This is a genomic window from Bacillus sp. AK25, assembly GCF_048270685.1.
Lineage (GTDB): Bacteria > Bacillota > Bacilli > Bacillales > Bacillaceae > Bacillus > Bacillus altitudinis.
The window spans coordinates 838583-855231 of sequence record NZ_JBLUWC010000001.1; the positions used below are offsets into that span (position 1 = coordinate 838583).

At 41.6% G+C, this 16649-nt stretch carries 17 protein-coding genes and 1 pseudogene; 14 read left to right on the forward strand and 4 right to left on the reverse strand.

All coding sequences use genetic code 11. The features are described 5' to 3' along the window. Nucleotides 1-105: 105 nt before the first annotated feature. Nucleotides 106-1206, forward strand: a complete 1101-nt coding sequence (mutY, locus tag ACNO7B_RS04200; RefSeq protein ID WP_017366880.1) for an A/G-specific adenine glycosylase — start codon at nucleotides 106-108, stop codon at nucleotides 1204-1206. Here the strand turns inward: mutY and ACNO7B_RS04205 are convergent. After that, a complete protein-coding gene (locus ACNO7B_RS04205) occupies nucleotides 1193-1417 on the reverse strand; it encodes a hypothetical protein (RefSeq protein WP_008341962.1) in 225 nt (74 codons plus the stop codon). The two genes, mutY and ACNO7B_RS04205, sit on opposite strands and share 14 nt — an antisense overlap. 81 nt (nucleotides 1418-1498) lie before the next feature. Between ACNO7B_RS04205 and fabL the strand changes: the two genes are divergently transcribed. The 10 genes and pseudogenes from fabL (at nucleotide 1499) to ACNO7B_RS04255 (ending at nucleotide 11050) form a co-directional block, all read left to right on the forward strand. Continuing rightward, the gene (fabL, locus tag ACNO7B_RS04210) at nucleotides 1499-2251 is read left to right on the forward strand and encodes an enoyl-[acyl-carrier-protein] reductase FabL (protein WP_007496726.1); all 753 of its coding nucleotides are present in this window, start codon (nucleotides 1499-1501) and stop codon (nucleotides 2249-2251) included. A 75-nt stretch (nucleotides 2252-2326) separates the two neighbouring features. Beyond that, nucleotides 2327-2476, forward strand: a pseudogene (locus tag ACNO7B_RS04215) (gamma-type small acid-soluble spore protein); the annotation flags it as partial. A gap of 174 nt (nucleotides 2477-2650) precedes the next feature. After that, the gene (locus tag ACNO7B_RS04220) at nucleotides 2651-2911 is read left to right on the forward strand and encodes a YgaB family protein (RefSeq protein ID WP_035391255.1); all 261 of its coding nucleotides are present in this window, start codon (nucleotides 2651-2653) and stop codon (nucleotides 2909-2911) included. Between the two features lie 147 nt (nucleotides 2912-3058). After that, nucleotides 3059-3589, forward strand: coding sequence for a DUF402 domain-containing protein (locus ACNO7B_RS04225; RefSeq protein ID WP_008341956.1), 531 nt, complete (start codon nucleotides 3059-3061; stop codon nucleotides 3587-3589). A 95-nt stretch (nucleotides 3590-3684) separates the two neighbouring features. Further along, entirely contained in the window at nucleotides 3685-5427 is a 1743-nt protein-coding gene (locus ACNO7B_RS04230) for an ABC transporter ATP-binding protein (protein ID WP_008341950.1), read from the forward strand. 112 nt (nucleotides 5428-5539) lie between these two features. After that, nucleotides 5540-6562: an ABC transporter ATP-binding protein gene (locus ACNO7B_RS04235; RefSeq protein ID WP_417901231.1), complete on the forward strand. Its 1023-nt coding sequence runs from the start codon at nucleotides 5540-5542 to the stop codon at nucleotides 6560-6562. Further along, complete coding sequence (locus ACNO7B_RS04240) at nucleotides 6531-7508, forward strand: ABC transporter ATP-binding protein (RefSeq protein ID WP_082181635.1); 978 nt, start codon at nucleotides 6531-6533, stop codon at nucleotides 7506-7508. The genes ACNO7B_RS04235 and ACNO7B_RS04240 overlap by 32 nt, the downstream gene beginning before the upstream one ends. Continuing rightward, nucleotides 7483-9072: an ABC transporter substrate-binding protein gene (locus ACNO7B_RS04245; RefSeq protein ID WP_417901232.1), complete on the forward strand. Its 1590-nt coding sequence runs from the start codon at nucleotides 7483-7485 to the stop codon at nucleotides 9070-9072. Before ACNO7B_RS04240 ends, ACNO7B_RS04245 begins: the two co-directional genes overlap by 26 nt. Nucleotides 9073-9133: 61 nt before the next feature. After that, on the forward strand, nucleotides 9134-10135 hold the full coding sequence (locus tag ACNO7B_RS04250; protein ID WP_017358852.1) for an ABC transporter permease: 1002 nt from the start codon (nucleotides 9134-9136) through the stop codon (nucleotides 10133-10135). Between the two features lie 18 nt (nucleotides 10136-10153). After that, complete coding sequence (locus ACNO7B_RS04255; RefSeq protein ID WP_008341942.1) at nucleotides 10154-11050, forward strand: ABC transporter permease; 897 nt, start codon at nucleotides 10154-10156, stop codon at nucleotides 11048-11050. 29 nt (nucleotides 11051-11079) lie between these two features. Here ACNO7B_RS04255 and ACNO7B_RS04260 read toward each other — a convergent pair whose 3' ends face one another. Continuing rightward, complete coding sequence (locus ACNO7B_RS04260) at nucleotides 11080-12153, reverse strand: FUSC family protein (RefSeq protein ID WP_025206980.1); 1074 nt, start codon at nucleotides 12151-12153, stop codon at nucleotides 11080-11082. 247 nt (nucleotides 12154-12400) lie between these two features. After that, nucleotides 12401-13696 (reverse strand): glutamate-1-semialdehyde 2,1-aminomutase, encoded by a 1296-nt coding sequence (locus ACNO7B_RS04265; RefSeq protein ID WP_007496744.1) that lies wholly within the window; start codon nucleotides 13694-13696, stop codon nucleotides 12401-12403. Between the two features lie 129 nt (nucleotides 13697-13825). On the opposite strand from ACNO7B_RS04265, the gene bcp reads away from it, so the two are divergent. Together bcp and perR are read left to right on the forward strand one after the other, a co-directional pair. Then, nucleotides 13826-14293 carry a thioredoxin-dependent thiol peroxidase gene (gene bcp, locus ACNO7B_RS04270; RefSeq protein ID WP_007496746.1) on the forward strand — a complete coding sequence of 156 codons (468 nt, stop codon included), beginning with the start codon at nucleotides 13826-13828 and terminating at the stop codon, nucleotides 14291-14293. 159 nt (nucleotides 14294-14452) lie between these two features. Next, nucleotides 14453-14890, forward strand: a complete 438-nt coding sequence (perR, locus tag ACNO7B_RS04275) for a peroxide-responsive transcriptional repressor PerR (protein ID WP_003217782.1) — start codon at nucleotides 14453-14455, stop codon at nucleotides 14888-14890. A gap of 35 nt (nucleotides 14891-14925) precedes the next feature. Here perR and ACNO7B_RS04280 read toward each other — a convergent pair whose 3' ends face one another. Beyond that, nucleotides 14926-15273 (reverse strand): YgzB family protein, encoded by a 348-nt coding sequence (locus tag ACNO7B_RS04280; protein ID WP_417901233.1) that lies wholly within the window; start codon nucleotides 15271-15273, stop codon nucleotides 14926-14928. 189 nt (nucleotides 15274-15462) lie between these two features. On the opposite strand from ACNO7B_RS04280, the gene ACNO7B_RS04285 reads away from it, so the two are divergent. After that, nucleotides 15463-16341, forward strand: a complete 879-nt coding sequence (locus tag ACNO7B_RS04285) for a nucleotidyltransferase-like protein (protein ID WP_025206981.1) — start codon at nucleotides 15463-15465, stop codon at nucleotides 16339-16341. The last annotated feature ends 308 nt before the right edge of the window (nucleotides 16342-16649 follow it).

Here is a 16649-nt window from a genome sequence, read left to right on the forward strand (position 1 = left end):
TTATCCCGATTTAATGTAACATGTTAACGTATCTACAAACAGTATACAACAAATAAGGTTCTTTTCAGAACGTTAGCTCTCGGTTCGATAAGAAGGAGTATAGAGATGAAAGACATTCAAGAAAAGCTGGACCGCAAAGATATTGCGGGTTTTCAGCATGATTTAATCGATTGGTATGAAAAAGAACAACGAACACTTCCATGGCGTGAAAATCAAGATCCATACCGCGTCTGGGTATCAGAAGTGATGCTCCAGCAAACGAGAGTGGATACGGTCATTCCGTACTTCAACCGGTTTATGGAGCAATTCCCGACGGTGAAAGATCTTGCTTTAGCTGATGAAGAAAAGGTCATGAAAGCATGGGAAGGTCTGGGCTACTACTCAAGAGTGCGTAATTTACAGGCTGCTGTGAAAGAAGTATATGAATCCTACGAGGGCGTTGTCCCTGATACGAAAGAACAATTTTCAAAGCTGAAAGGTGTAGGTCCGTATACGAGCGGCGCAGTGCTGAGTATCGCTTATAACAAGCCATACCCTGCGGTAGACGGCAACGTGATGAGGGTTATTTCCCGTATCTTGTCCATATGGGATGATATTGCAAAACCAAAAACGAGAAACATTTTCGAATTTGCGGTTGATCAGCTCATTTCCCGGGAAAAGCCGTCAGAATTCAATCAAGGGCTAATGGAGCTAGGTGCACTTATTTGCACCCCAACCTCCCCTGCATGCCTCATTTGTCCTGTAAACATGCATTGCTCAGCACTGGAGGAAGGCGTTCAGCATGAGCTGCCGGTGAAAAGTAAAAAGAAAAAGCCGACTGCGAAATCAATGGCAGCGGTGGTGTTATTTGATGATGCAGGCCACCTCTATATTCATAAGCGTCCAAGTACAGGTCTGCTTGCGAATTTATGGGAGTTCCCAAACATGGAAACAATGAAGGGAAGAAAAACGGAAAAAGAGCAGCTGATTGATTTCTTAAAAGAGGAAGCGGGTGTACAAGCAGAACTTGGTGATTTAGAAGGCACCATTCAACATGTATTTACCCACCTCATCTGGAATATTTCTGTTTTCTTTGGACGTGTGACCTCTGTATCTGATGACACGATGCTGAAAAAAGTCACAACAGAAGAATTTGAGGCATATGCTTTGCCAGTCTCACATCAAAAAATATGGAAGATGGCACTTGAACAGCCTAGTCATATTTAACCGTTGTACCATGGGTATAATCGGCTTCATTTCGGTGCAGACCCCCGCGGTTTTCAATTTCAGAAATGATTTCTCGATACTTAGATTGCCCTTCTTCGTTTAAATAAGGTAAAATTTGTTGGAAAGCATGATGAAAAAATGCAAGCTCAGTATCTTTCCATTGATCCTTTGACATCATGCCAAGCTGGCTTAAATCGCGTCCGACATACATGAATGTAACCTCCTAATAGGAACTTTCCTATTAGTGTGAAGCGAATGGACGAAAACTATTCAAATCAGGAGATGAACCATAATGAACAAGCGTAAATGTGCACTAATTACAGGCAGCAGTAGAGGTGTCGGGAAAGAAGTAGCCCTTCGCCTGGCTGAAAAAGGATATGACATTGTCATTAACTATGCAAGAAGCAAAAAAGCAGCACTTGAAACAGCTGAAGAAATTGAAGCGATGGGTGTTAAAACATTAGTTGTCAAAGCCAACGTTGGTCAGCCAGAGAAAATCAAAGACATGTTCCAGCAAATTGACGAAACGTTTGGCCGTTTAGACGTATTTGTGAACAATGCGGCATCTGGCGTTCAGCGCCCAATCATGGATCTTGAAGAAAATCATTGGGACTGGACTATGAATATCAATGCGAAGGCCTTGTTATTCTGCGGACAAGAAGCAGCCAAATTAATGGAGAAAAACGGCGGCGGACATATCGTCAGCATTAGCTCACTAGGCTCTATTCGCTACCTTGAAAACTACACGGTGGTCGGTGTATCTAAAGCAGCACTAGAAGCTTTGACACGCTACCTATCCGTTGAGCTGTCACAAAAAAATATCGTCGTAAATGCCGTATCAGGCGGCGCCATTGATACAGATGCACTCAAGCACTTCCCAAATCGTGAAGAGTTATTAGAAGACGCTAAGAAAAATACACCAGCAGGCCGTATGGTGGAAATTAAAGACATGGTCGACAGTGTAGAATTCCTTGTATCAGGCAAAGCAGATATGATTAGAGGACAGACGATTATCGTCGATGGCGGACGTTCTTTGCTTGTTTAAAAAAATGATGAATAAGATGTACACCTTCTGCACAAATTAATGTGCGTGGAGGTGATAATGATGGATAAACAACAAAACAAAACAAACGCACAACAAGTGAAAAAACAAAACCAAGCTGCTGCACAAGGCGGTCAATATGGCACTGAATTTGCTAGCGAGACTGACGCACAGCACGTAAAAAAATACAACCAAAAAGCTGAGCAAAACAAACAACAAAACAGCTAATCACTGAAACAAAGGGAAGCACTTCATCTACGAATGAAGTGCTTTTCTTTTTGCCTCTTTCCACCATCCGACAAAACCTGTAAAACCTCTACATAAACAGTCAAAGGACTTCTTCCTTCTTTCAAGAAATGGTATAGATACAAAAAGTGGAATCGAAGGAAAGGGAGGAGTTAGATGTCTGATTTCGATCAGCTTGTCAAAGAACAAATGCAGCTTATGGATCAGCTGCTCGATGTACAAGGAGAACTTGATCTGTACTTAGAGACAGAAAAACAATTGCTGCAAGGTGAAAAAAAGGAAGAGCGGCATAAGCTTCATGATCAAATCAAACAGAAACGAGAGGAACTGCAAAAAGTCCAGACACTATTTACAAAACAGACTAAACAAGTCATCAATTCGTATAAACAAATGGAGAAGAGCTCAACCGTGATGTAAAAGAGTGTGCCGTTCAATTGGGTTGAATGGCTTTTTCATTTCATTTTTTAATGATGTAACGGTATAATATAATAGAGACATGTTTAGTTGGGAAATTAGGTCTTTGGACTGTTAGGTTTGTTTGTTATAGAAAGTAGGGGAGAAAATATGGGCTATCCCAAGGAAGGAGAAACCATCCAAATTCAAAGCTATAAACATAATGGCTTGATCCACAGGATTTGGAATGAAACCACCATTCTGAAAGCAACGGAATTGTGTATCATTGGTGCAAACGATCGAACAATGGTGACTGAATCCGATGGCCGAACATGGATGACAAGAGAACCGGCTATTTGCTATTTTCATGCAAAACAATGGTTTAATGTCATTGGGATGCTTCGAGATGATGGGGTGTATTATTACTGCAACATCAGCTCTCCTTTTGCGACAGATGAAGAGGCGATTAAGTATATTGATTACGACTTAGATGTCAAAGTCTTTCCGGACATGACGTATAATATTTTGGATGAGGATGAATATGCAGATCATAAGAGGCAGATGAATTATCCAAAAGAAATCGATAGTATCTTACGAGAGCATCTAAATACATTACTGCATTGGATTCACCAGCGGAAGGGACCGTTTGCTCCAGAATTTGTGGATATGTGGTATGAACGTTTTTTGCGTTATACAAAATAAGTAACAGCAGCTAAAACCTGTTTGGCTTTTCAAAGCCAACAGGTTTTTGATTGCGTACGGATAAGAGGCACTGATAGATTGGGAAGGAGATTTACATGGGGGTCATAAAACGTTACATGGCTTTTGTAACACCGTATAAAAAACAGATTGCATTGACAATGGTGATCGGAATGATTAAGTTCTCGATCCCCTTAACATTGCCTCTGCTTTTAAAGTATGTCATTGATGATGTCATTCAAGGCTCTGGATCGGCTGAAGAAAAAACATCCACTCTCTTTATTATTATGGGAATCATGCTTGTATTATTTTTAGTGATGAGACCGCCTGTTGAGTACTACAGACAATACTATGCGCAGTGGACAGGCAGTAAAGTATTATTTGATATTCGGGAAAAACTGTTCTCGCACATTCAAAAGCTAAGCCTTCGTTATTACGCCAACACGAGAACAGGGGAAATTATTTCAAGGGTCATCAACGATGTGGAGCAAACAAAGGAATTTGTCATCACAGGGCTTATGAACATTTGGCTTGATTTGATGACCGTCCTGATTGTGATAGCCATTATGTGTACACTGGATCTTAAACTCACCATTGTGTCTGTCATTATTTTTCCGCTGTATGCGTTAGCAGTGAAGTATTTTTACGGACGGCTTCGCAAGCTGACAAAAGAGCGGTCGCAGGCACTGGCTGAGGTACAAGGGCACCTGCATGAGCGAGTACAAGGAATGCCTGTCATTCGCAGCTTTGCGATTGAAGAATACGAACAAGAGAATTTTCACGATGAAAATAAAAATTTCTTAAACAAAGCGATCAATCATACGAATTGGAATGCCAAAACATTCGCTGTCGTCAATACGATCACAGACATTGCGCCGCTGCTCATCATTGCTTTTGCTGGTTATACCGTCATTAACGGGTCGCTTTCAATTGGGACAATGATTGCCTTTGTCGGCTACATTGATCGGATGTACAACCCGATTCGCCGTCTCATTAACTCATCGACGACTTTAACTCAGTCAGTAGCATCAATGGATCGTATTTTTGAGTTTATTGATGAACCGTATGAAGTAACAGACAAGCCGAATGCAAAAGAAGCCAATCACTTAAAAGGAGAGGTAGAATTTAAAGATGTGTCGTTCCGTTACGAACATACACAGGAAGAGATTTTACACAATATCTCCTTGAAAGTAGAAAAAGGCCAAACCGTTGCGCTTGTAGGAATGAGCGGCGGAGGGAAGTCGACACTCGTCAGTTTAATTCCAAGATTTTATGATGTCACAAGCGGATCACTCGAAATTGACGGCATTGATATTAAAGAGTACAAGGCAAGAAGCCTGCGGAATCAAGTCGGGATGGTGCTCCAAGATACATTCTTATTCAGTGACACCATTAAAGAAAATATCGCTGTGGGAGACCCGGAAGCATCCTTTGAGAAAATTGTGTCGGCGGCCAAAGCGGCTAATGCCCATGAGTTCATCATGTCTCTTCCTGAAGGATATGACACAAAGGTAGGAGAACGTGGCGTAAAGCTATCAGGCGGTCAAAAACAACGAATTTCAATTGCGAGGGTATTTCTTAAAAATCCACCGCTGCTTATTTTAGACGAAGCGACGTCTGCACTTGATTTAGAAAGTGAACATTACATTCAAGAAGCGATGCAAAAGCTGGCAAAAGATCGCACAACTTTTATTGTTGCGCACCGTTTATCAACGATTACACATGCGGACCTCATTGTGGTCATGGAGCAAGGCGAGATTGTGGAAAAAGGAACACATGAGGAGTTAATGAACCGAGACAGCCACTATCGCCATCTATTTACCATTCAAACATTAAATTAGTAGAAGCCTATCCGATTCTAGCGGATAGGCTTTTTTATGCTTGTCAAAAACATGACATATTTCCCAGCTTGTCTCAATACAATTTTAAAAAGTATGACGGGGTGGTGAAGATGTGAAAGAACAAGAATTATTGCTAGATGTCAAACAGCTGTCTATTGCCTTTCAGCAAAAAAAGCAGAGAGTGCCGATCGTCCATGACATCTCATTCTCTATTCAAAAAGGAGAAACCTTAGGTATTGTGGGCGAATCTGGCTGCGGGAAAAGCATCACATCGATGTCTTTAATGGGGCTGAATCACCAAACAGAAACAACAGGTCACATACAATTTGAAGGTCAAAACCTGCTGTCACTGTCGGAGAAACAATGGCGAGAGGTCAGAGGGAATGACATCTCAATGATTTTCCAGGAACCCATGACTTCTCTCAATCCACTCATGACCATCGGCAAGCAAATGACAGAAGCCCTTTTCACACATCAGACTATCAACCAAAAAGAAGCAAAAGTGAAGGCGGTAGATTTGCTTCAAACGGTTGGCCTGAAACAAGCAGCGTCATTACTCAAAAAATATCCACATGAACTATCGGGCGGCATGCGTCAGCGTGTGATGATTGCGATGGCGATGCTGTGTCACCCAAAGCTCATGATTGCAGATGAACCAACGACTGCACTTGATGTCACCATCCAAGCACAAATTCTTCGTTTGCTCAAAAAGTTAAATGAAGAGATGGACACCGCTATATTATTTATTACTCATGATTTAGGCGTCGTGCGGCAAATATGCCAGCGTGTCATGATTATGTATGCCGGTCGAATCGTAGAAGAAGGAACCGTTGACCGTATTTTCCAAAAACCTCTCCATCCCTACACGAAAGGTCTTTTCGCCTCTGTTCCATCATTTAAAGAGAAAAAAGAAAAACTCATGTCTATTGCGGGTCATGTACCTAAGCCAGGAGCTATTCAGTCCGGCTGTCAATTTGCACCACGCTGTCCATATCAAATGACGCAATGTCTTGAAAAAGACCCATCTTTACAATCCATTTCACACAATCACCGCGTCGCATGTTTTCTAATGGAAGGAGGAGAAGACACTGAATCACCCACTGTTGCAAGTGAATCAACTGACGAAGCGTTATGACACATCGGCATTTTTTTCTAAACACAAACAGACGACTTTGGCTTTAAATCAAGTGTCCTTTCACGTGAAAGAAGGAGAGACGCTCGGCATTGTGGGCGAATCTGGCTGCGGGAAATCAACCCTTGGCAAAAGCTTAATGAGATTAATCGAACCGACTTCTGGCTCAATCCAAATGAAAGGAAAAGAAGTGACGCTTCTGAAAGAACGAGACATGCGTTCCTTCAGAAAAGACATTCAAATGATTTTCCAAGATCCATACGCTTCCTTAAATCCACGAATGAAAATCAAAGACATTTTAGAAGAACCGCTCATTGTTCATAAACATGGAACAAAAGCAGAAAGACAAAAGCGGGTAAAAGAGATGCTGCACATTGTTGGGTTTGACCCATCCTATGGAGACCGTTATGCGCACCAATTCAGCGGCGGTCAGAGGCAGCGTATTGGAATTGCTAGGGCGCTCATTACTCATCCAAGTCTTGTGATTGCCGATGAGCCAGTTTCCGCTTTAGATGTATCGGTTCAAGCGCAAATATTGAATTTAATGCTCGAATTGCAAAAGACGCTTTCTCTGACGTACTTGTTTATTTCTCACGATCTAGGCGTTGTCAAGTATATGAGCGACCGAATTGCAGTGATGTACGCTGGCCGTATTGTAGAAATGGGTCCTGCGGAGGACGTATTTCACAAGCCGCTTCATCCTTATACATCGCTTCTTCTGAAATCCATTCCACATATGGATCACGTGCTGGAAACGCAGGATGTGTCAGCGGAAGAATCCACCCTGGTGTCAGAAGATGGCTGTCCTTTCTATAAAAGATGTCCAAAAAGGTGGGCGCAATGCTTGCAAGATGTTCCGCCTTTGTATGAGGAGGAAACAGGCCATGCAGCTGCGTGCTATTTATATCAAAAGGAGGAACACAATGAAGAAGACATGGTTATTCAGTAGTTGTTTCATTTTTGTGCTGGCACTTGCGTTATTTTTAGGGGGCTGTTCATCTTCATCAACATCAGAAGAAAAAGCCACCAAAAACACTCTCGTATTTGGCAGAGGAGGGGACTCTACGTCACTTGATCCGATTACAACAACAGAAGGCGAAACCTTCAAGGTCACAGAGAATATGTTTGAAAAGCTTTTGAATTACGGTGAAAAAGACACGACTATCCATCCGGGCCTCGCAACAGAATGGGATGTTGCGAAGGACGGAAAATCGTACACGTTCTTCTTAAGAGAAGGTGTGAAATTTCACGATGGCACAGACTTTAATGCAGAAGCAGTGAAATTCAACTTTGACCGCTGGATGAATGGAGATGCCGAAAAATTTCCTTACTACGGCATGTTTGGCGGCTATAAAAAAGATAAAGGGCATGTCATTAAAGACATCATCGTTAAAGGAGAGCATGAAATTGAATTTCAACTCAAACGCCCGCAAGCAACATTTCTGAAAAACATCGCCATGTCACCATTTGGTATCGCTAGTCCTGCAGCAGTTGAAAAAAGCGGTGATTCATTTAGAGAAAACCCAGTGGGCACAGGACCATTTAAGTTTAAAGAATGGAAGCAGAACGACCGTATTGTCTTAGAAAAGAACGAAGATTACTGGCAAAAAGATAAACCAAAACTGAAACAAATCATCTTCCGCTCTATTCCTGAAAACTCTGCTCGTTTAAATGCGCTTAAAACAGGCGAAATCGACTTAATGGATGGCGTCAATCCGTCCGATTTAGATGGCATTAAAACAGACAAAGCGCTCCAGCTGATTGAGAGACCATCCATGAACGTGGGTTATATCGGGCTGACAGTGACTAGAAAGCCGCTTGATAACAAGTTGGTTCGTCAGGCACTAAATTATGCAGTTGATAAAGAATCAATCATCGAGTCGTTTTATGGAGGGCTTGCTGAACCAGCAAAAAATCCACTTCCTCCGTCATTAGAAGGCTACAATGACGAGATTGAACCATATCCATATGATCCGGAAAAAGCAAAAGAACTATTGAAAGAGGCAGGCTTCCCTGACGGTTTTCGCATCAAGCTTTGGGCAATGCCTGTGCCGCGTCCATATATGCCAGACGGGATGAAGGTAGCTGAAGTCATTCAGTCAAACTTTGAAAAAGTTGGTGTCAAAGCCGAAATCGTCACATATGATTGGGCGACTTATTTAGATAAAGCAAGTAAAGGCGAAGCAGATGTGTTCTTATTAGGATGGACAGGGGACAATGGCGATCCTGATAATTTCATCTACACATTATTAGATAAAGACAGTATTGGCGGTAACAACTATACATTCTTCCAAAACGATAAAATGCATGACATCCTCATTGAAGCGCAGACCGATACGGATCAAAAGAAGCGAAATGAATTATATCAAGAAGCTCAAGAAATCATTCATGATGAAGCGCCTTGGATTCCATTAGTCCATTCAATTCCAATGCTTGCAGCATCTAAAGATTTAAAAGGCTACCAGCCGCATCCGACTGGTTCCGAAGCATTGACTGACGTATATTTCGAATAAGCAAATAAGGGAGATCGTTCGATCTCCCTTATCCAAACAATGAAAAGGCGGTGAAAGCTGTTTGTTTGCTTATTGTATGAAGCGAGCAGGAATGCTCATTCCAGTACTGATCGGAATGACCTTAGTTGTATTTTCTATTATTCGGTTTATCCCTGGAAATCCGGCGCAGGTCATCTTAGGACAGCGGGCAACGAAAGAAGCAGTAGAGCAATTGACGATTCAGCTTGGTTTAGACCAGCCGTGGTACGTACAATATGGTCACTACATGCTGGGGCTTTTAAAAGGCGATCTAGGGACTTCCATACGAACAGGAGCGGCTATTGCCCAGGAAATGAAGCCTTACTTATTTGCTACATTAGAATTGACTTTCTTCGCTATGTTGCTGGCGATTATTGTCGGTGTGAATGCCGGAATCATTAGTGCGTGGTTTAAACATTCTTTCTTTGATTATGTGGCCATGTTTATTGCGCTCATTGGGGTGTCCATGCCGATTTTCTGGTTAGGCTTAATGGGACAGTGGCTATTCTCGATTGAATTAGGTATTTTGCCGACTACAGGACGAGAAAACGTCAGAAATCCGGTAGAGTCGATCACCTATATCCATACGCTGGACACGATTTTGCAAGGACGATTTGATCAATTTTTTGACAGCATCAAGCATTTAATTTTACCAAGTACCGCTCTCGCAACGATTCCTGCTGCGATTATTGCAAGGATTACGAGGGCAAGTATGCTGGAAGTTCTTCATTCAGATTTTATACGAACAGCAAAAGCAAAAGGGGTACGTTCATTTTTCATCATTTACCAGCATGGGCTGAAAAATGCGCTCATTCCGATTTTAACGATTATTGGTCTTCAAACAGGTCTCTTGCTAGGCGGAGCCATTTTAACAGAAACGATCTTTGCTTGGCCGGGAATTGGGCGGTATATTTACGATGCCATTAGCTATCGTGATTATCCTGTCATTCAAACTGGCATTCTTGTTGTTGCGCTCATATTTGTGCTGATCAATTTCATTGTGGATATCTTGTATGCAGTCATTGATCCGAGGATTAAATACTAGAGAAGGGAGAGTGACGACATGGAAGCGCAAAAAGAGCTTCAAGCACCTGAACAAAAGGAAGAACGCTCTCAATCACTGATTCTTGAATCGATGAAACTGTTCTTTCAGCACAAGCTGGCGGTCATTGGCACTGTGATTGTCTTTTTATTTCTGATCCTAGCAATCTTTGCACCGCTCATTGCTCCTTATGGAATCAACGAGCAGTCACTAGGCGAACGATTTAGTGCCCCTTCGGCTGCACATTGGTTTGGTACGGATGATTTCGGGAGAGACATATTTTCTAGAGTCGTGCATGGAGCTCGGATTTCATTATGGGTGGGTTTCTTCTCCGTTCTCGGGTCGGTTATTTTAGGGACATTGCTTGGATTGATGGCAGGTTACGGCGGCAGATTGCTGGATGCTGTCATCTCAAGACTATTTGATATTTTACTCGCTTTTCCTAGCATTCTATTAGCGATTGCGATCGTTTCCATCTTAGGCCCTTCCTTACAAAATGCCCTTATTGCCATAGCGATTATTAACGTCCCGACTTTTGGGCGGCTGGTTCGTTCAAAGGTGCTGAGCATTAAGCAAGAAGAATATGTTTTAGCAGCAAAGGCAGTCGGGATGTCACACCGCCGCATCGTTCTTCGTCACATTCTGCCAAATAGTATGGTGCCGGTCATCGTTCAAGCGACGCTTGCGATTGGTACTGCCATTATTGAAGCGGCGGCTTTAGGATTTTTAGGATTAGGTGCACAAGCGCCAAGCCCAGAGTGGGGGAAAATGCTTGCAGATGCGAGACCTTATCTCGTACAAGCGCCATGGACTTTATTTTTCCCGGGGATTGCGATCATGCTGACGGTTCTTGGCTTTAACTTGATGGGAGATGGATTAAGAGACACCCTTGATCCTAAAATGAAGAAAATAAAATAAGACCGATTCTAAGAATCGGTCTTTTCTATTTAAGCTTCTTTTTCTTCTGTCTCAATCTCACTATCTTTTGGGTGATATGTTTGGAAGCTTGTAATCAAAGTATCTAGATGCTCCAATTCATCACGGTATTCAATAATACTCGACATCACATTCAGCATATTGTAATCCAGCAAGTCGTTTTCTTGATTTTGCTGGTGCTGAATAAATGATTTCGTTAATGCTTCAAGACGAAGAGAGCATTCATTCTGAAAATCATCGTCCTGCGGTTTCATTTTTCCAACAAACTTCATCAAGGTACGTTCATGCCAATAAAGTAAATAATCAATCTCATCTGTTAAGCTCTCTCTGAAATGCTCTGGCATCAAATGAATCTCATTTTCTAACTTATGAAGCTTTTTCAGCAAGTACAGCGCTCGATTAGACGTCATGATTGCCTGTCTGAATAAAACAAGCTTTCTAGATTTGACATAAGTTGTTTTCTTTAAATAGCTTCGTTCTTCTTTGTATAACAAGTAAATGTGATCTAATTTGATCATGCGTTCTTTTATTTGATCGATGTCATCCTTTAAAGTGGAATGATCAGTTGACTGTCTGGAGCTCAGACGGATCCATTTTAAAATCTCCTCCGTATTTTCCATAATGTGATGAACAAGCTTTGTTTCATACTTTGGCGGCAGGAAAATCAAATTCACTAAAAATGAAGAAAGTACGCCTAACACCACAGTTGCTGTTCGAATTAAGGCAAAGGAAAGGAAATGATCCCCTGCACTTTCTAAAATCGCGATGACGGTTACGAGTGCAATCGGAATCGTGTGTTCAATCTTCAGCTTTAAATTAATCGCAATGACCATGACGGCAGTTAAACCGATGATGACGGGTCCTGTGCCAAAAAGCAGACCGAACGTAATGGCAAGTGCTGCTCCAATAATATTGGCTTGCACTTGATCAACAATCGTTAAAAATGATCGATAAATAGATGGCTGGATAGCAAATACAGCTGCAATTCCCGCGAAGACGGGTGTCGGCAACCCAAGCCATGTTGCCAGGTAAAGCGCGAGTACAATGGCAATACCAGTTTTTAAAATACGGGCTCCAAGTTTCATTGGTTTTGTCCCTGCATTCCTTTCTTTTCGATAATAGATGACCACTTGTCATATATCATAAATATTTTGATGAAACAACTAAGTAATATACAGCGGTCTTCCGAAATATTCAAGTGATTTTTGAAAGTTCATGAAAACATCAAAAGAAGGTATTGAGAAAAAATGTAACAGATTCACTCGCTTTTGACAATCAAGAGCTGGTAAATAAAAAAACAGACGCATGAATTTACGTCTGTTTTTCTCTTCATTATGATTGTTTCAGTTGTTCAAACGCATGATCTACTGCTTTGAGCGTTTCAGAAATATCATTTTCAGTATGTGCAATGGTTAAGAACCACGCTTCATATTTAGAAGGAGCGAGGTTAATACCTTGTGCGAGCATGAATTTAAAGAAACGGGCGAACATTTCACCATCCGTATTTTCAGCCTGCTCGTAGTTCACAATCGTTTCCTTTGTAAAATAAATGGTGAGAGCACCTTTTAAGCGATTCACTGTAATATCTACTTGATGTTTTTTTGCGTGGGCTAAAATTCCCTCTTCTAACATGGCCCCGAGTTGATCAAGACGTTCGTAGACCCCGTCTTGTTTTAACACTTCCAAGCATGCAATACCAGAAAGGATGGAGGCGGGATTACCTGCCATCGTACCAGCTTGGTAGGCTGGTCCAAGCGGGGCGACTTGCTCCATAATTTCTTTTTTGCCGCCGTAAGCGCCGATTGGAAGACCGCCGCCGATAATTTTACCTAATGCAGTGAGGTCAGGTTTTACTTGAAGCAAGTCCTGTGCACCACCATACATAAAGCGGAAAGCTGTAATGACTTCATCATAGATGACTAGAGCCCCTTTTTCATGAGTCAGGTCATTCACCTGCTGCAGGAAACCGTCTTTAGGCTCTACGATGCCAAAGTTGCCGACAATTGGCTCAACAAGAACAGCTGCTACTTCATCACCCCAGCGGTCTAATGCTTCTTTGTAGCTGTCTATATCGTTGAATGGAACGGTAATGACTTCATTGGCAATACTTTTAGGCACGCCCGCTGAATCTGGTGTTCCTAAAGTGGAAGGTCCAGAGCCGGCCGCAACTAGCACAAGATCAGAATGACCGTGGTAACATCCGGCAAACTTAATGATCTTTGTTCTGCCTGTATAAGCGCGAGCGACACGGATTGTCGTCATCACAGCTTCTGTACCTGAATTGACAAAACGAACTTTGTCCAAAGCAGGCATCGCTTCCTTCAGCATCTTAGCAAAAGTGACTTCATGTTTCGTTGGTGTTCCGTAAAGGACACCTGTCTCGGCTGCTTTCGTGATGGCTTTTGTAATATGAGGATGAGCATGTCCCGTAATAATTGGACCGTATGCTGCCAAATAGTCGATATAACGGTTTCCGTCAACATCCCAAAAATAAGCGCCTTCGCCTTTTTCCATTGCAACAGGTGACCCGCCGCCCACTGCTTTATATGAACGAGATGGGCTGTTAACCCCTCCAACAATATGCTCCAGCGCCTCTTGATGTAATTTTTCTGATTCGGTGAATTTCATAAATAGCCTCCTATCTCAACGTATCACGTCGTCTATCATTATTTTAACATGCCGATGCAAGCGTCCTTAGTTGAATATCTTCTCGAAATTGGATAGGCTAATGAAAAAATAGGTTGGAGGGATTGTATCATGACAATCGAAGTGGGGCAGCAAGTACCTGATATTGAATTACTTGGTGATAATGGAGAGAAAGTAAAGCTCTCTGATTTTAAAGGGAAACACATTGTCCTTTATTTTTATCCAAAAGATATGACGCCGGGGTGCACAACGGAAGCTTGTGATTTCCGTGACCGCCATCAAAGCTTTGCGGAATTAGATGCTGTGATCATCGGCGTAAGCCCAGACGGTCAAGACAAGCACCAAAAGTTTAAAGAAAAACATGACTTACCTTTCCTGCTTCTTGTAGATGACGAACAAAAATTGTCTGAAGCTTTCGGTGTATGGAAGCTGAAAAAGAACTTTGGTAAGGAATACATGGGAATTGAACGCTCAACGTTTCTTATTAATAAAGAAGGAAAGCTTGTGAAAGAGTGGCGTAAAGTAAAGGTGAAAGATCATGTGGAAGAAGCGCTTGAGGAACTGAAAGCTCACGCTTAATATGTTGACGAGATGAGATCGGCAGTCGTGCCGGTCTTTTTTGTATAGAAGAATAGGTAAAAAAGAGGATTGTAATTGACAAAGTTTCGGCTCTGGGGGTACACTATTTATAAAGATTATAATATAAGAATATTTTTGAAAAGAGAGGTGCATGATGAAATGGCTGCTCACGAACTAAAAGACGCTTTAGATGCTCTAAAAGAAACCGGTGTTCGAATTACTCCGCAGCGCCATGCCATCTTGGAGTTTCTCGTAAATTCTATGACACACCCAACCGCGGACGATATATATAAGGCACTTGAAGGAAAATTTCCTAATATGAGTGTAGCAACGGTTTACAACAATTTACGAGTCTTCCGGGAATCTGGATTAGTAAAAGAATTAACGTATGGGGATTCCTCAAGCCGATTTGATTTTGCGACATCTGACCATTACCATGCGATTTGTGAAAACTGCGGAAAGATCGTTGACTTTCACTATCCTGGCCTTGATGAAGTAGAACAGCTTGCATCCCATGTGACAGGTTTTACAGTAAGTCATCATCGCTTGGAGATCTATGGCACTTGTCAAGAATGTGCAAAAAAAGAAAATCATTGATGAAAAAGCTGACCAGTTGAATGGTCAGCTTATTTTTATGACTTTTTTCGATTGTAGGATTCATCAAACTCTTTGCCTTCTAATGCTGGATCGAGTGTAAGTGGCTCTCTGCAATGCATGCACATGTCCACCCGCCCAAGCACTTTTGTTTCCTTCTCACAGCCTGGACATACGACACGGACTGCCTTCGTAGAAAGCATACCGATCCAAAAGTAAACGGCTGTACTCAATCCAATCGATAACACGCCGAGTAGCATAAAGAAGGTCGACAGCCAGACCGATTCCTTGAAGAACACACCGATATACATGATCAAAAAACCAACAAAAACCAAACTAAGTGCAAATGTTCTGATTTTATTAATCTTACTGGAGTATTTCGTCATCCCTAGTCCCCCTTATCTCCAATATAGCACATTTTACCTTTCTGTTTGAATTAGTTATAGAGTTTTGTGAATAAATTGCTTATAATGATTCAACGATCTTTTTTCATGTATTGAAGGAATTTTGATTCTATGAGGAGAAATACATAGCATTAGAGAAGAACCTTACACCCGAGTATTGGAGGAATCACTATGGAAAATCTTCTCCGTCCTATTTATCAAGAGAGAGCAAGTCATCCAGATACATTAGCTGTGATTATAGTAGAAAGAAGGCATAAAGTATCTTCTGAGACGGATAACTTTGATGCAGCGCTTCTAGTCATCGTAAAGGATGCGGAAGAACCTTTATTTATTAAGCACTATGAATCCGATCACCAGACAGCTTCTTTAAATGTTGTCACAGATGATCAGCTGAAGGAATGGATTACCTTAGGTACCAACAGGCGGATTATTGATTGGATTTTAAACGGAAAAGTCCTGTTTGATCGAAATGAATATATTTTCAACTTGATTGATGAACTGAGTACATTCCCGTTTTCTAACCGTAAGCTCAAAATTGGTTTAGAATATGGCAAGCTCATTCGCAGATATATAGAAGGAAAAGCATTTTTTGAATCAAATCAATTCCTCGATGCATATAATTCCATTGTGCATGCCCTGCATCATCTGGCGCGTATTGAAGTGATTGATAAAGGCTTCCACCCAGAAGTGACCGTTTGGAACCAAGTACGTCATATGGAGCCGGAAGTATATAAACTTTATTCAGAGTTGATTGAAAGCCACGAAAGTCTTCATAAACGGTTAGAACTTTTATTCCTAGCGAATGATTTCTTGATTCATTCAAAAGCAGAAATTGGTGCGGCTCATTTGCGTCATGTCATGGAACAGCAGGATATTTGGCTGTTTGGCGAGCTTCTTGCACATCCTGATCTCAAACATTTCACACCTGATCTTAGTGTGATGATTGATTTCTTTGTGGAAAAAGGAATTGTGCTAGTAGAGCCAATTGAGACGAAGGGGCAAAAAATCTATCATCGAGGATATTTTGTTAAAAAAGATATTGACGTATGAATATTATGATGGTATATTATTAAACGTCGCTAATGAGCAACCGAGTTGCTTTGAAAGAAAAGCGGACAAAAAGAAATTTGGAAAAACACTTGACGCACACGATGCTCAAATGTTATATTAAGAAAGTCGCCTCTGAGCGATAACGAAGATGATCTTTGAAAACTAAACAAGACAAAACGTACCTGTTAATTCGAGTTTTTATAAAAAAATCCTATGATACATCATAGGTAGTCAGTCAAACTGACGAGGCAGGAAATGATCACATGCTAAGTTCGCTACATCGTGTAGCAACGCATGTGTGATATGCA

Bases quoted from the DNA above. Each gene is read 5' to 3' on its own strand.
- mutY (WP_017366880.1), top strand. From the start codon at position 106: ATGAAAGACATTCAAGAAAAGCTGGACCGCAAAGATATTGCGGGTTTT.
- ACNO7B_RS04205 (WP_008341962.1), bottom strand. From the start codon at position 1,417: ATGTATGTCGGACGCGATTTAAGCCAGCTTGGCATGATGTCAAAGGAT.
- fabL (WP_007496726.1), top strand. From the start codon at position 1,499: ATGAACAAGCGTAAATGTGCACTAATTACAGGCAGCAGTAGAGGTGTC.
- ACNO7B_RS04220 (WP_035391255.1), top strand. From the start codon at position 2,651: ATGTCTGATTTCGATCAGCTTGTCAAAGAACAAATGCAGCTTATGGAT.
- ACNO7B_RS04225 (WP_008341956.1), top strand. From the start codon at position 3,059: ATGGGCTATCCCAAGGAAGGAGAAACCATCCAAATTCAAAGCTATAAA.
- ACNO7B_RS04230 (WP_008341950.1), top strand. From the start codon at position 3,685: ATGGGGGTCATAAAACGTTACATGGCTTTTGTAACACCGTATAAAAAA.
- ACNO7B_RS04245 (WP_417901232.1), top strand. From the start codon at position 7,483: ATGAAGAAGACATGGTTATTCAGTAGTTGTTTCATTTTTGTGCTGGCA.
- ACNO7B_RS04255 (WP_008341942.1), top strand. From the start codon at position 10,154: ATGGAAGCGCAAAAAGAGCTTCAAGCACCTGAACAAAAGGAAGAACGC.
- ACNO7B_RS04260 (WP_025206980.1), bottom strand. From the start codon at position 12,153: ATGAAACTTGGAGCCCGTATTTTAAAAACTGGTATTGCCATTGTACTC.
- ACNO7B_RS04265 (WP_007496744.1), bottom strand. From the start codon at position 13,696: ATGAAATTCACCGAATCAGAAAAATTACATCAAGAGGCGCTGGAGCAT.
- bcp (WP_007496746.1), top strand. From the start codon at position 13,826: ATGACAATCGAAGTGGGGCAGCAAGTACCTGATATTGAATTACTTGGT.
- perR (WP_003217782.1), top strand. From the start codon at position 14,453: ATGGCTGCTCACGAACTAAAAGACGCTTTAGATGCTCTAAAAGAAACC.
- ACNO7B_RS04280 (WP_417901233.1), bottom strand. From the start codon at position 15,273: ATGACGAAATACTCCAGTAAGATTAATAAAATCAGAACATTTGCACTT.
- ACNO7B_RS04285 (WP_025206981.1), top strand. From the start codon at position 15,463: ATGGAAAATCTTCTCCGTCCTATTTATCAAGAGAGAGCAAGTCATCCA.